Genomic DNA, 14,705 nt, shown 5'->3' with positions numbered 1-14,705 from the left:
GGTGATATCTGGACGTTCTCCTTCCTGAAGCCGGTTTTCTGGCACTGTTGTTAAGCCTCGGGGTCAACGTGTTGACCCCGCTTGCCGTGTTGGTGGGTGTCCGCCAGCGCTGGCAAGGCGTAATGCGCCTGGCAAGCGTGGGCATGTGGACGCAGTTTTCGCTGCTGCTGCTGGCCTTTGCCATTCTGATATTCTGCTTTCTGACCAGCGACTTTTCGGTGGTCTACGTTGCTCAGCATAGCTACAGCCTGCTGCCGTGGGGATTAAAACTGGCGGCGGTGTGGGGCGGGCATGAAGGATCGCTGCTGCTGTGGGTGCTGTTTCTTTCCGGCTGGAGCGCGCTGTTCGCCTTGCGCTATCGGCGTGATTCCGACCTGCTGTTTCCGTTAACGCTCAGCGTCCTCGCACTGATAACGGCCCTGCTGCTGCTGTTTGTGGTGATATGGTCCGATCCGTTCGTGCGTATCTTCCCGCCAGCCATTGAAGGGCGCGACCTTAACCCGATGCTGCAACATCTCGGGTTAATCCTCCATCCGCCGCTGCTGTACCTGGGTTACGGTGGCTTGATGGTGGCGGCAGGCGTGGCGCTGGCCTCGCTGCTGCGCGGTGACTTTAATGCGCAGAGCGCCGGGGTGTGCTGGCGCTGGGCGCTGCCTGGCTGGTGTGCGCTGACGCTGGGGATTATCCTCGGCTCCTGGTGGGCTTACTGCGAGTTGGGCTGGGGCGGCTGGTGGTTCTGGGACCCGGTAGAAAATGCCTCCTTATTACCCTGGCTTTCCGCCAGTGCGCTGCTGCATAGTCTGTTCATCACGCGCCAACGTGGGATCTTCCGCCACTGGTCGCTGCTGCTGGCGATCGTCACGCTGATTTTATCGCTGCTGGGGACGCTGATTGTGCGTTCCGGCATTCTCGTTTCCGTGCACGCTTTTGCGCTGGATAACGTCCGCGCCACGCCGCTGTTCGCGCTGTTTACCGTATTGAGCCTGGCATCGCTCGGGCTGTACGCCTGGCGGGGACAGCAAGTCCGCCAGAATGCGCGTTTTGGCGGCTGGTCGCGCGAGATGCTGATTCTGGTCGCGCTATTACTTTTTTGCGCGGTGCTGCTGATTGTGCTGATTGGCACCCTTTACCCGATGATTTACGGGTTGTTCGGCTGGGGGCGGCTCTCCGTGGGCGCACCGTACTTTAACCGTGCTACGCTGCCCTTTGGCCTGCTGATGCTGCTGGTTATCGTGCTGGCGACGATCAGAAGCCGCAAAGTGTCTGTGCGTTGCCAGCTTCCGGCACTGCTGGCGCATGCCGGGGTGCTGGTGTTTGCGGCTGGGATCGTCTTTTCCAGCGGTAGTCGTCAGGAGATAAGCCTGAATCTCAGCCCCGGGCAGCAGGTGGAACTGGCGGGCTATATTTTTCGTTTTGAGCGTCTCGACCTGGAAGCAAAAGGTAACTACACCAGTGAAAAAGCGCAGATCACGCTGTGGCAAAATGAGAAACGCATTGGCAGCCTGCAGCCTGAAAGACGCTTCTATGCCGCGCGCCGTCAACAGATGATGGAGCCGGGGATCCGCTGGAATCTGATGCATGACTGGTATGCGGTAATCGGCGAAAAAACCGGACCGGACCGTTATGCCATGCGCTTGTACGTACAGACCGGCGTGCGCTGGATTTGGGGCGGGGGACTGTTAATGGTCTGTGGTGCGCTGCTGAGCGGATGGCGAGGGAGAAAGCGCGATGTATAAACTAATCAACGCGTTGCCAGATGGCGGCGAACGGGATGTGAAAACGGTAGGTCGGATAAGCGCAGCGCCATCCGGCAGAACATGTTTACTCTTAGCTATCATTTTGTTTTTCATCGCCTTCGCGACACATGCCCAGGTTGTGGACACATGGACTTTTGCCAACCCGCAACAACAGGAAAAAGCGTTGTCTATTGCCAGCCAACTGCGCTGTCCACAGTGTCAAAACCAAAACTTGCTGGAATCCAATGCGCCGGTAGCGGTCAGTATGCGCCACCAGGTTTATAGCATGGTGGCGGAAGGGAAAAGTGAAGCCGAGATAACGACGTGGATGACCGATCGCTACGGTGATTTTGTGCGCTACAACCCGCCGTTGAATGAGCAAACGCTGCTGCTGTGGGCGTTGCCGTGCCTGTTGTTATTGCTGGTGGGCGTGGTGGTCTGGCGGGTGAGAAGGCGCCAGCGCGTAGAGGAGGATGTGCAATGAGCCAGTCCACCCATTCCCCTGCGCCGTTACGCCCACTCCCCGTGAAGTGGCTGACCGCTGCGACGGTGCTGATGGTTGTGGCCTGCATCGGAGGTTACCTGTTGACACCCAAATGGCAGGCGGTGCGTCAGGAACAGACGCGGCTGGCGGACCCATTACATGCGTTCACCGATGAAAATGTTCAGGAAAAACAGCTGCTTTTGCTGCAATCGCAAATTCGTGCTAATCCGCAGGACGGTGTGAAATGGGCGCAACTTGGTGAGTACTATCTTTGGCAAAACGCGTATCATAATGCGCTGCTGGCCTACGAGCAGGCGCTGCGTGTAGGGGGTGAAAATGCTGAGATCTATTCAGCGCTGGCAACGGTATTGTATTACCAGGCCGGGCAGCATATGACACCGCCCACTCGCGAGATGATTGATAAGGCTCTGGCGCTGGATCCGACAGAGGTCACTGCGCTGATGCTGTTAGCCTCAGATGCGTTTATGCAGGCAGACTACGCCCAGGCCATTTCAGTGTGGCAAAAAGTTATGGATTTAAACTCGCCGAGGGTGAACCGGGCACAGCTCATTGACTCTATTAATATGGCGAAGTTGTTGCAGAATCGGCAAAAATAAATTTGTTTCTTTTGTGATTTGTATCATTTGGCCTGTTTAAAAAACAGGCGAACGAACAAATGAGCAAAAAAAACTCACGCCATGACTTCTTCATTTTTGAACATATTAAAATTCTTTTATAACAAAAAGTTATTCATTGATACCCCGATAAAATTGCATTTTTATGCATAAATTCAGCTGAAGGCTCTGTTCCTGGAGGGTTGCGCGAGACAGTACGCAAATGATAATGATAATAAGCGTTAAAAAACTCCATAAACGAACGCAACACAATTCATACCCTTTCAGTATGTACTATTACCACACACCGCATGTGGAATAGCGCTCCATCGAGGAAGTCCGTTGTTATGAAAAATTTGAAAGTCAGCCTGGCATGGCAGATTCTGATCGCTATGGTGCTGGGCATTCTGCTGGGGAGTTACCTGCATTACCATAGTGACAGCCGTGAATGGCTGGTTGTAAACCTGCTGTCACCGGCGGGCGATATCTTTATCCATCTGATCAAAATGATCGTGGTGCCCATTGTTATCTCTACGCTGGTTGTCGGTATCGCCGGGGTCGGTGATGCAAAACAGCTGGGCCGTATTGGCGCCAAAACTATTATCTATTTCGAAGTAATCACCACCGTGGCGATTATCCTGGGTATCACGCTGGCGAATGTGTTCCAGCCAGGCACCGGGGTGGATATGTCGCAACTGGCGACCGTGGATATTTCGAAATATCAAAGCACGACCGCAGAAGTACAGAGCCACGCGCATGGCCTGATGGGGACAATTTTGTCACTGGTGCCAACCAACATCGTCGCATCGATGGCAAAAGGCGATATGCTGCCGATTATCTTCTTCTCGGTGCTGTTCGGTTTAGGTCTGTCTTCCCTGCCGGCAACTCACCGCGAGCCGTTGGTTACCGTATTTCGCTCTATTTCCGAAACCATGTTTAAAGTCACTCACATGGTTATGCGCTACGCGCCAGTCGGCGTTTTCGCGCTGATTGCCGTTACCGTCGCGAACTTCGGTTTTGCTTCCTTGTGGCCGCTGGCGAAGCTGGTGCTGTTGGTGCATTTCGCCATTCTGTTCTTCGCGCTGGTGGTGCTGGGGATCGTGGCGCGCATCTGCGGTTTGAGCATCTGGATCCTGATCCGCATTCTGAAAGACGAGCTGATTCTGGCCTACTCTACCGCCAGCTCCGAGAGCGTGCTGCCGCGCATTATTGAGAAGATGGAAGCCTATGGCGCGCCCGCTTCAATCACCAGCTTTGTGGTGCCGACCGGCTACTCATTCAACCTTGATGGTTCAACTCTGTACCAGAGTATCGCCGCTATCTTTATCGCGCAGCTGTATGGTATCGACCTGTCGCTGTGGCAGGAAATCGTGCTGGTGTTGACGCTGATGGTGACCTCGAAAGGGATTGCGGGTGTGCCGGGCGTATCATTCGTGGTGCTGCTGGCTACGCTGGGCAGCGTGGGGATCCCACTGGAAGGCCTGGCGTTTATCGCCGGTGTTGACCGTATCCTCGACATGGCGCGTACCGCGCTGAACGTGGTGGGTAATGCGCTGGCGGTACTGGTTATCGCCAAGTGGGAACACAAATTTGACCGCAAGAAAGCGCTGGCCTATGAGCGCGACGTGCTGGGTAGATTTGATAAGACCGCTAATCAGTAATTCATGACAGCTTGCCGGATAAGCGTAGCGCCATCCGGCAATGCAAATCTTTACCCGTTTGTTAACTTATCAAACTCTTCGCAGCCGGTATCGAATCCTTCCATACAGCTCAGATTCAGCCAGTGCAGCGCCTTCTGTTTATTCTTCACGATAAAACCCTGTTCACCGTTTAAGAACATCATCCCTGCCCAGTATTCGGAATAACCGGTGCGGGAAATGGCTGAGCTTCGTTTGAAATACCATGTCGCTTTCTCATCATCAGCGGGTATGCCCACACCGTTGGCGTAAATCAGGCCGAGCAGCATTTGCGCGTCGACGGCGGAGTCATTTTCCAGGTCTTCGGAGGCGTTTTGCAGCAAGGTAATGGCTTTAGGGTAATCGGTACGTCCAGCCTGGGTGTTGACCAGAATCCGCGCCAGGGTAAGTTCTCCCGCTTTACTGCCTGCTTTGGCTGCTTTTTCCGCCAGCGTTTTAGCCTGGGGGTAATCCAGACTGACCGGATTCGTAATTTTGATTTGCGCCAGTAGCGCGCAGGCGTCGGCATCGCCGTTGTCGGCGGCTTTTTGCGCCCAATACTCGGCTTTGCTCAAATCGCCCGAACTGAACCAGGTATCGGCAAGAAAGTACTGTGCGCGACGGTCCCCTGCCTCAGCGGCCTGTAAGTACTGGCTTCCTGGCTCAGTATCACTGGCATGGGCAAAGAATGTCATAAAGAACATCAATGCAATGAGTTGTTTCATTTTGAGTTTTATTTAGGGTACGGAATGAACAGTATAAAGAGATCGTATGGATAAAAAAACAGCCTCCGGGCGGAGGCTGTTGCAGAACAGTTACGTAAACGGACTAACCCATCGCGCTTTCGCGCAGGCTGGCTTTCAGCTTGGTGTACTCATCAATGACATACTGCTCGGCAGCGCGCTGATCGGCAATGCGTTCAACGTTAACGGCACAGTACTTGTACTCCGGCGTTTTGGTAATCGGGCTTAAGTTCTCGGTTACCAGCTCATTACATGCGCCAATCCACCACTGGTAGGTCATGTAAATCGCGCCTTTGTTTGGACGATCGCTGACTGCTGCACGGGTAATGACCCGGCCTTTACGCGAGTTAACCCACACCAGCTCTTCATCCTGGATGCCCAGGCGTTCTGCGTCGGCGGTGTTGATCTGGGCATAGCCCGGTTCATCCGCCAGCGCGGCCAGCGCCGCACAGTTACCGGTCATTGAACGGCAAGAGTAGTGGCCGACTTCACGCACCGTAGACAGCACCATCGGATACTCCTCAGTGAGTTTGTCGATTGGCGCTACCCAGTCGCAGGTAAAGAACTGCGCCATGCCGTTCGGGGTATCGAACTTCTCTTTGAAGAGATAAGACGTACCCTGGTCGGTTTCTGAGGTGTCGCGGCAAGGCCACTGGATATAACCCAGTTCGCCCATTTTCTCGTAAGTGGCACCGTAGAAATCCGGGCACAGATGACGCAACTCATCCCAGATTTCCTGGGTGTTGTTGTAGTGCATCGGGTAGCCCATACGGGTGGCGATTTCACTGATAATCTGCCAGTCCGTTTTCAGATCCCACTTCGGCTCAACGGCTTTAAAGAAGCGCTGGAAGCCACGGTCAGCCGCGGAGAAGACGCCTTCATGCTCGCCCCATGACGTAGACGGTAAAATAACGTCTGCGGCAGCGGCAGTTTTGGTCATGAAGATATCCTGCACGATGACCAGTTCCAGATCCTCAAAGCCTTTGCGCACTGCGGAGAGTTCAGCATCAGTCTGTAATGGATCTTCACCCATAATGTACGCCGCGCGGACTTCGCCATGCGCCGCACGGTGCGGCAGTTCACTGATGCGATAGCCGGTATGTGCAGGCAGACTTTCCACGCCCCAGGCTTTAGCGAACTTCTCGCGGTTAGCCGGATCTTTCACATACTGATAGCCCGGATAGGTATCCGGTAGCGCGCCCATGTCGCATGCGCCCTGAACGTTGTTCTGGCCACGAACCGGGTTAACGCCCACGCTTGGCTTACCGAGGTTGCCGGTCAGCATTGCGAGGCTGGTCAGTGAACGCACGGTTTCCACACCCTGATAGAACTGGGTAACACCCATGCCCCACAGGATGGCCGCGCTTTTTGCCGTGGCGTACATACGAGCAGCCTGACGAATATCCTGTGCGCTAACGCCAGTGACATCTTCGACGGACTCCGGCGTGTAGCCTTCGACAATCTTGCTGTACTCTTCGAATCCTTCGGTACGGGAGGCGACGAACGCCTGGTCGTACAGTTTTTCTTCGATGATGACATGACCCATGGCGTTGAGCAGCGCGATATTCGAGCCGTTTTTCAACGCGATGTGCATATCGGCAATACGCGCGGTTTCAATTTTGCGCGGATCGCAGACGATAATTTTCGCCCCGTTACGTTTAGCGTTAATCACGTGATTCGCCACGATCGGGTGGGAATCCGCCGGGTTGTACCCGAAGATGAACACTAAATCTGTGTTATCAATTTCATTGATAGCATTACTCATTGCGCCGTTACCGACCGATTGGTGCAGACCTGCAACCGAAGGGCCGTGTCAGACGCGAGCGCAGCAGTCAACGTTATTGGTACCAATAACGGCGCGCGCGAATTTTTGCATTACATAGTTGGTTTCGTTACCCGTACCGCGAGATGAACCGGTCGTCTGAATAGCGTCCGGGCCATACTTCGCTTTGATGGCGCTCAGACGAGTGGCGACGTAATCAAGCGCTTCATCCCAGGAAACGGATTCCAGTTTGCCGCCACGCTGGCGACGGATCATTGGGGTTTTCAGACGAGGGGTCAGGATCTGGGTATCATTGATAAAATCCCAGCCATAGTAGCCCTTCAGACACAAGGTACCCTGGTTGGTTTTCCCCTGCGCCGCTTCAGCCCGGACGATTTTGCCGTTATCGACCACCAGGTTGATTTTGCAACCTGATGCGCAATATGGGCAAACCGTGACGACTTTTTTCATCGGTCTCGCTCCAGTTAATCAAATCACGCATACGCGCTTGTCGCTTGAGTTATGCATCTTTTATGCCATGTTTTTATCAGGGGCATTAGTCGATATTACGGGCGAATTTTGCGCAAAACCCTGACGAAAAACAGGCTGTCGTCATATTTGACGTGACGAATCTCCAATACGTGACGGCCCGGCAGTGTGACCGAGGTTATGTTTCCCACACATCCTTGTGCCTTATCGCTGTCACTCTGTGCAGAATCAATCACACTCATTTAAGTTGGCCAGAAATGGGGAAAAACAATGAAGCCAGCCATACTGGTTGTGGATGATGACATCGCTGTCTGCACGCTTTTACAGGATGTGCTGAGCGAACACGTCTTTGCAGTGACCGCATGTCACACCGGGCAGGAGGCGCTGCGCTGCATTGAGACTCAGCCGGAAATCGCTCTGGTATTGCTGGACATGATGTTGCCTGATATTAACGGTCTGATGGTGCTGCAGCAGGTGCAAAAGATGAGACCCGGATTACCGGTGGTGATGCTGACCGGGCTTGGCAGCGAGTCGGATGTGGTTGTCGGGTTGGAAATGGGCGCTGACGACTACATCGGTAAACCGTTCAATGCGCGGGTGCTGGTGGCGCGGGTAAAGGCGGTACTTAGACGCGTCGGCGTGTTAACGGCAGAAAGCGGCAGCCCGCAAACCACGGGACTTTCTTTTAACGGTTGGCATCTCGATACCGCCGGTTGCCAGTTACATAATCCTCAGCAACTGAAGGTGGAGTTGACGCAGGGGGAATACAGCCTGCTGCTGGCGCTGGCCCAAAACGCCCGCCGGGTACTTAGCAGAGAACAGCTGCTGGAACTGACGCGCAGCGACAGCGTTGAGGTATTTGACCGCACCATTGACGTGCTAATCATGCGGTTACGGCGAAAAATAGAGAACAACCCGCATCAGCCGATGCTGATCAAAACCCTGCGCGGGCTGGGCTATGTGTTTGCCGCCGACGTTCAGCATCATGATAAGGCGGCGTAAACGTCTTATCCGGCTTACAAGGACGCTATATCGGCTTTTAACTCTGCCAACGTTTTCGCGCCGTCTATCGCGTTGGCGCACAGCAAACTGGCCCGTGCGCAGGCGTGTGCCAGCCTGACGCTGTCCGTCAGCGACCAGCGTTCATGACAGCCATACAAAAATCCGGCGCAAAACGCATCTCCCGCCCCGACGCTGCCAACGATCTCCTCCTGCGCCAGATATTGTGACGGGATCCAGACGCCCGGCAGATCCGGCGCTTCACCCCAGGCACCTTCCGGACAGTGGATAACCACCCGCTGGCGAACGCCCGCATTCAGCAGTTCGCGCGCAGCGGTGGCGATGTGCGCAATATGCAGCTCCCCGTTGGGCTGGCGGATCTCCAGCCCGCTGAATTCCCCGGCTTCCAGCTCGTTAATTACCAGATAGTCGAGATGGCGCAGGGCTGGCATCACCAGCGGCTGATAGCGCGGGTCGCCCTTGCGTGAAACCAGATCCAGTGATGTTTCAAAGCCGTTGTCGCGCATTTGCGCCAGCAGCCGTGCGCTACGCGTGCCGTACTCCTCATCCGGCATGTCCAGACTGTCGAGCAGCAGCAGATAGCCAAGATGGAAGATTTTCATCGAGGTATCCAGTTGCTCAAAAGCGGGTAGATCTAGCAGCCGGTTGGCGCCGGGGGAGTGGAAAAAGGTGCGCTGACCGCTGGGATCGGTCATCACCTGTGACATCGACGTGGGGGCGAAAGTCGTGCGCTGCACATGTTGGCGATTAACATGATACTGCTCCAGCATCGCCATGATGTAGTCGCCGTCGCTATCCTGACCGATTAACCCCACCGCCTGCAGCGGCAGTCCGGTGTGCATTTTCGCCAGCGTCAGCAGTACGTTCAGCGGCGCACCGCCCGTCGCGCGTTCGCTACGGATGATTTCCGCCAGCCAGCCGCGTTCCGGCCACTGCACAATTTGATGCACATGATCGACCAGCATGTTGCCTGCGGCGATAACGCCTCTGCGTTCCATCAGACCCGTCCCGCGCTGCCAAAAATACGCATCTGTTCTGAAACGGTATCGGTAATGGCCTCTTCAATGGCGAGCAGCAGTTCGGCAAATTCGTCGTACAGGGGCTGACGATTCGCTATTCTTGTCTCTACCGCTGACAGCGCCGCCTGCGACATGCCGGTATAGAAGTTGATTTTGTGAATGCCGAGTTCAATTGCGCGCTTGAAATCGTCGTTGCTGATGCCGGAACCGCCGTGCAGTACCAGTGGGATCGCCGCCTGCTGGCGAAGGGCGTCCAGACGCGGGAAGTCGAGCACCGGTTCGCCTTTATATTTGCCGTGTGCATTACCAATGGCGACCGCCAGCGCGTCAATCCCGGTTCTGTCGACGAAATCACGCGCCATCATCGGGTCGGTAAATAGCGACTCGTCGGCATGACCATACAACGCGCCGCCCTCATCGCCTCCCACCGCGCCCAGTTCGGCTTCCACCGATACGCCGACGGCGTGACACATCTTCACCACTTCGCGGGTTTGACGAATATTTTCTTCATACTCCAGCGTGGAGCCATCAAACATCACTGAACTGAAACCTAAGCGCAGTGCCCGAACCACCGACTCAAAGTGCAGGCCGTGGTCAAGGTTCAGCACTACCGGAATGTCATGCCGCGCGGCTTCGAACTTGACCGCTTCGACCAGAGAATCCAACGAGATATATTTAAAATGCACCTCGGCGATGTTGATGATAAACGGCGAACGTTCCTGCTTTGCTGCGGCAAACAGCGCGCGCAGGAAGTGTGAGTCCAGAACGTTAAACGCCCCTAAGGCATAGCGGTGCTCGCGGGCATGGGCAAGGCCATCGGCGAGAGATATCAACGGCATAATGCGCTCCTTGGTTAGCGGAACAGGCGATACTCATTACACAGCACCAGTTGCGCCGGTTCGTCTTCTTCAATGTCGTTATAGCGGGCGATCGGTTGCAGAAAGTGGTTATCGTGGTCGTCGTCATTAACAGAAGAAACCTCGCCGACCAGCACGTCGCCAAAACCTTCTTCCGCCCAGAAGCTGTGATACAGGCCCGGCGGCAGGCAGATGCTTTCACCCGGCGTCAGGCGCAATTGACTGCCTGCCGCATGGGTTTGCCGACAGCCGTCAATCACCACGCTCACGTCGCTGTCCTCCGTTTGTTCTCGGATCCCCGCATTCCACAGTTCCACAATTAAATTACCGCCGCCGCGATTGATAATGTCTTCGCGTTTGCGCCAGTGAAAATGCATCGGCGTCACCTGCGCATCGCGAACATGCATGATTTTCTCGGCGTAGCATTTCTCGTAAGGCATTCCTTTCGGCGAGCCATTACGCAGGGTAAACAGCGTTAACCCTTGCGCGGCGAAATTGTTGCCGCCAAACGCGGTGACATCCCAACCGAGCTTAAGGTCGAAAACTTCGCTCCAGGCGGCGGGATCAAGCTTGCGCCATTGGGTCGGCGGGAAACTGGCGAAAGGGGGGAGATGCACGTCGTGCTGAGAGAAAAACTGGCGCGTGTGGCCCAGTATCTCGTTGATAGCGGAACGTTTCATCGGCAGAATCCTCCTTGATATCATGCCGGATGGCGCTGCGCTTATCCGGCCTACAAAATCATACCGATCTTGTAGGTCGGATAAGGCATTTTTGCCGCCATCCGGCGTTGTTGTGGCGGGTTATTTCACCGTCCAACCCTTATAGCTGCCGACGTTGTTTTTATCGATCATCGTCACCGGGATCAGTACGGGCTCTTTCGGGGCGGGTTTCCCCTGCAATATGTCATAGCCGATTTCGACCGCTTTGGCAGCCATCACCTGCGGATCTTGTGCAGGCGTCGCCACAAATAGTGAGTTTTCCCGCTTCAACGCTTCTTCAGCGTCTGGCGATCCGTCTACGCCGACAATAAAGAATTCGCTACGTTGTGCCTGTTTTGCTGCCAGATCGGCACCGATCGCCGTAGGATCGTTAATGGCGAATACGCCGTCGATCTTCGGATTCGCCGCCAGCAGCGCGGTCATGATCTCCAGTCCGCCTTCGCGACTGCCTTTAGCGTTTTGGTTATACGACAGCACCTTGATATCCGGGTGGCGTTTAAACTCGGTCTGGCAGCCTTCCACGCGGTTCTGGACGGCGGAAACCGGCGGCCCGTTGATAATGACGACGTTGCCTTTCCCTTTCAGACGGTCGGTAATGTATTTACAGGCCATTTCACCCGCCTGGGTGTTATCGGAGGTAATGGTCGCATCAGCGCCTTCCGCCGCTACGTCAACGGCAACCACCACAATCCCTGCGTCTTTCGCGCGTTTTACCGCCGGGCCGATGCCTTTGGAGTCGGCGGCGTTAAGAATAATCATGTCGACCTTGGCGGCAATAAAGTTGTCGATTTGCGACACCTGTTGTCCCAGATCGTAGCCGCTGGAAACCAGCGTCACTTTAACGCTATCACCCGCCAGTTTGCGTGCTTCCAGTTCCGCGCCTTTGGTGATCTGCACGAAGAACGGGTTGGCCAGATCGCCCACCGTAACGCCGATCGATTTCAGTTCTTTTGCCTGCACAAACGGAGCTGCAGCAAGCAGTGCGCCAGCACAGAGCGCGGTGACTAAGGGCTTCAATCTCATGCTGTATTCCTCGAAGTAAGATGTTGTTGTTATGCACTTTGATGGTGTCGGGTACGGTATTTGTCGATCAGTACCGCTATGATGATCACCGCCCCTTTGATCACCAGTTGCCAGAAATAGGAGACGCCCATCAGCGTCATGCCGTTATTGAGCGTGGCGATAATCAACGCCCCTACCAGCGTGCCGGTGATGGTACCGATCCCCCCAACAAAGCTGGTACCGCCGAGGATCACCGCCGCGATGGCGTCCAGCTCGTAACCCATGCCTAAGTTGCCGTTGGCGCTGTATAGCCGCGAGGCGCTCATCACCCCGCCAAGACCTGAGAGCACACCGCTCATGCCGTAGACGAACAGCAGCACCAGCCACACTTTGATACCGGTTAAACGAGCGGCCTGCATATTGCCGCCGACCGCATAAATATGAACGCCGAGTGTGGTGCGCCTAAGAATGAACCAGCACATCACCACCACCGCCAGTGCAATGACCACTAGCCACGGAACCGGGCCAAGATAGTTGTTACCGATCCACTCAAAGCTGATATTGGAATTGATCACCGTCGTGCCGTCGGCCAGCAGGTAGGCCGCGCCGCGCAGCGCCGTATACGTTCCAAGCGTGACGATAAACGGTGGCAGTCCGGCAAAAGCAACCAGCGCGCCGTTAAACAACCCCAGCACCAGACCGAGCATCAGCGCCGCCGGAATCGACAGCATGGCAAATTCAGGGATCAGCGAAACGACCATAGCCGCGACGGCGGTGGTGCCGAGAATCGAGCCAACCGAGAGGTCGATCCCGCCGGTCAAAATAATGAAAGTCATGCCAGCCGCCAGCACGATGTTGATCGACGCCTGGCGGGTTATATTCAACAGGTTGCTTTCGGTAAAAAAGTTTGGCGCGATAAAGCCAAACACCGCCACTATCAGGATGAGAATCGGCAAGATGCCGACCGTTTGCATCAGATCGCTCATCAGCAATTTTTTCGCGGAGGCGGATTTCGCCACCTGCTGGGGAGTGGTTGGATTATTCATGGGACACCGCCTGATGATGGGAGTCGTTCACGCCGGTTGCCAGCGTCATAATATTTTCCTGGGTAATACTTTGCCCGTTCAGCTCACCGGCAATGCTGCCTTCCCGCATGACGTACACGCGATCGCTCATACCGACAACTTCCGGCAATTCGCTGGAGATCATCAGGATCGCCACGCCTTTGCGCGCCATGTCGTTCATGATCCGGTAGATCTCGCTTTTGGCGCCAACGTCTACGCCGCGCGTGGGTTCATCGAGGATCAAAATGCGTGGGCCGATCGCGACCCAGCGAGAAATCAGCAGCTTTTGCTGATTACCACCGGACAGCCCGCCCGCGCGTACCTGGGCGTGCGGAACGCGGATGTTGAGCAATTGGATGGCGTCATCGGAAATAGCCTGCGCCTTTTTGCGATCGAGCATGCCCCAGTTGGCGTCACGTTCCAGCGTCGCCATGGTGATGTTCTCTGCTGCCGCCAGCTCTAAAAACAATCCCTGCTCTTTGCGGTTTTCCGTCAGAAAGCCAATGCCGTGGTCAATCGCCTCGCGAGGGGAGTGGATCACCACCGGTTCACCGTCTACTTCAATCATGCCGCCGATGGCTTTACGCACGCCAAAAATCAGTTGAGCCAGTTCAGAACGCCCGGCGCCGACTAACCCGGCAAGGCCGACGATCTCCCCGGAGCGCACCAGCAAACTGCACGGCTGGACTTTATGGCCGTCGGTCAGGTGGTGGACGTTGAGGCGCGCTTTACCTAAGGGAATATCGCGCTCTTTGTTGAACAAATCGCTTAACGGTCGGCCCACCATCATGCGCACCAGCTCAGAGGCGTTGAGTTTGTCGCGGGTCAGGCTGCCTACATATTGCCCGTCGCGCAGGACGCTGACGCGGTCCGAGAGTTCATACACCTCCGCCATGCGGTGGCTAATGTAGATAATCGCCATCCCCTCATCGCGCAGGCGCATGATCAGTTCAAACAAGCGGTGGGTTTCACGTGAGGAGAGGGCGGCAGTGGGTTCATCCATCACCAGAATGCGGCTGTTACGGTGCAGGGCGCGGGCGATTTCCACCTGCTGCTGTTCGGCGATGGTCAACGTCATCACGCGATCGCTGGCCTTAAACTGGGCGCCGAGCCGGTCGATGACTTTCTGCGACTGCATCACCATCTCTTTACGCTGGACCAGACCGCCGCGCGACAGCTCGCTGCCTAGAAAGATATTTTCCGCCACCGTCAGGTTCGGCGCGAGCTGCATCTCCTGGTAAATCAGCGTGATGCCTGCGCTGAGCGCGTCTTTTGGTCCGCGAATGTGAAACGGCTGACCGTCGATCAGGATCTCACCGCTGGTGGCGGTATACGCGCCCGCGAGGATCTTCATCAGAGTGCTTTTTCCCGCGCCGTTCTCACCCATCAGGGCATGAATCTCACCCGGCCAGACCGTTAAATCGACCCCTTTCAGCGCGTAAAATTTACCAAATGCTTTGGCAATGTTGCGCATCTCCAGAACCGGTGTCCTGCTCATAGCGGATCTCCTGTGGGGTGGC

At 55.5% G+C, this 14,705-nt stretch carries 11 protein-coding genes and 1 pseudogene; 4 read left to right on the top strand and 8 right to left on the bottom strand.

Features of this window, described 5'->3' with window-relative positions:
- Positions 1-8 precede the first annotated feature (8 nt).
- From nrfF to gltP, 3 genes and pseudogenes are all read left to right on the top strand, one after another.
- Positions 9-2,220: pseudogene (nrfF, locus tag HV237_RS22265) on the top strand (heme lyase NrfEFG subunit NrfF).
- Positions 2,217-2,837 carry a heme lyase NrfEFG subunit NrfG gene (gene nrfG / locus HV237_RS22255; protein ID WP_047357723.1) on the top strand — a complete coding sequence of 207 codons (621 nt, stop codon included), beginning with the start codon at positions 2,217-2,219 and terminating at the stop codon, positions 2,835-2,837. Before nrfF ends, nrfG begins: the two are co-directional and overlap by 4 nt.
- Positions 2,838-3,181: 344 nt before the next feature.
- Complete coding sequence (gltP, locus tag HV237_RS22250; RefSeq protein ID WP_016155378.1) at positions 3,182-4,495, top strand: glutamate/aspartate:proton symporter GltP; 1,314 nt, start codon at positions 3,182-3,184, stop codon at positions 4,493-4,495.
- A gap of 50 nt (positions 4,496-4,545) precedes the next feature.
- Here the strand turns inward: gltP and yjcO are convergent, their stop codons facing one another.
- Entirely contained in the window at positions 4,546-5,235 is a 690-nt protein-coding gene (yjcO, locus tag HV237_RS22245; protein ID WP_016155379.1) for a Sel1 family TPR-like repeat protein YjcO, read from the bottom strand.
- Positions 5,236-5,338: 103 nt separating this feature from the next.
- Positions 5,339-7,486 (bottom strand): formate dehydrogenase subunit alpha, encoded by a 2,148-nt coding sequence (gene fdhF, locus HV237_RS22240; protein WP_082137223.1) that lies wholly within the window; start codon positions 7,484-7,486, stop codon positions 5,339-5,341.
- A 288-nt stretch (positions 7,487-7,774) separates the two neighbouring features.
- Between fdhF and HV237_RS22235 the strand changes: the two genes are divergently transcribed.
- Positions 7,775-8,506, top strand: coding sequence for a response regulator transcription factor (locus HV237_RS22235; protein ID WP_019077857.1), 732 nt, complete (start codon positions 7,775-7,777; stop codon positions 8,504-8,506).
- A 14-nt stretch (positions 8,507-8,520) separates the two neighbouring features.
- On the opposite strand, the gene HV237_RS22230 is transcribed toward HV237_RS22235, so the two are convergent.
- From HV237_RS22230 to HV237_RS22205, 6 genes are all read right to left on the bottom strand, one after another.
- On the bottom strand, positions 8,521-9,525 hold the full coding sequence (locus tag HV237_RS22230) for a carbohydrate kinase family protein (RefSeq protein ID WP_094169356.1): 1,005 nt from the start codon (positions 9,523-9,525) through the stop codon (positions 8,521-8,523).
- Positions 9,522-10,382, bottom strand: a complete 861-nt coding sequence (locus tag HV237_RS22225; protein ID WP_016155383.1) for a ketose 1,6-bisphosphate aldolase — start codon at positions 10,380-10,382, stop codon at positions 9,522-9,524. The genes HV237_RS22230 and HV237_RS22225 overlap by 4 nt, the downstream gene beginning before the upstream one ends.
- A 14-nt stretch (positions 10,383-10,396) precedes the next feature.
- Positions 10,397-11,080: a D-lyxose/D-mannose family sugar isomerase gene (locus HV237_RS22220; RefSeq protein ID WP_047357720.1), complete on the bottom strand. Its 684-nt coding sequence runs from the start codon at positions 11,078-11,080 to the stop codon at positions 10,397-10,399.
- A gap of 120 nt (positions 11,081-11,200) precedes the next feature.
- Positions 11,201-12,142: an ABC transporter substrate-binding protein gene (locus HV237_RS22215; protein WP_019077849.1), complete on the bottom strand. Its 942-nt coding sequence runs from the start codon at positions 12,140-12,142 to the stop codon at positions 11,201-11,203.
- Between the two features lie 29 nt (positions 12,143-12,171).
- Complete coding sequence (locus HV237_RS22210) at positions 12,172-13,167, bottom strand: hypothetical protein (RefSeq protein ID WP_016155386.1); 996 nt, start codon at positions 13,165-13,167, stop codon at positions 12,172-12,174.
- Entirely contained in the window at positions 13,160-14,683 is a 1,524-nt protein-coding gene (locus HV237_RS22205) for a sugar ABC transporter ATP-binding protein (protein ID WP_016155468.1), read from the bottom strand. Before HV237_RS22205 ends, HV237_RS22210 begins: the two co-directional genes overlap by 8 nt.
- Positions 14,684-14,705 lie beyond the last annotated feature (22 nt).

The organism is Citrobacter sp. RHBSTW-00570, from assembly GCF_013739755.1.
Lineage (GTDB): Bacteria > Pseudomonadota > Gammaproteobacteria > Enterobacterales > Enterobacteriaceae > Citrobacter > Citrobacter braakii.
The sequence above is the reverse complement of the archived record's forward strand: the minus strand, read 5'-3'. Positions and strand labels throughout refer to the sequence as shown.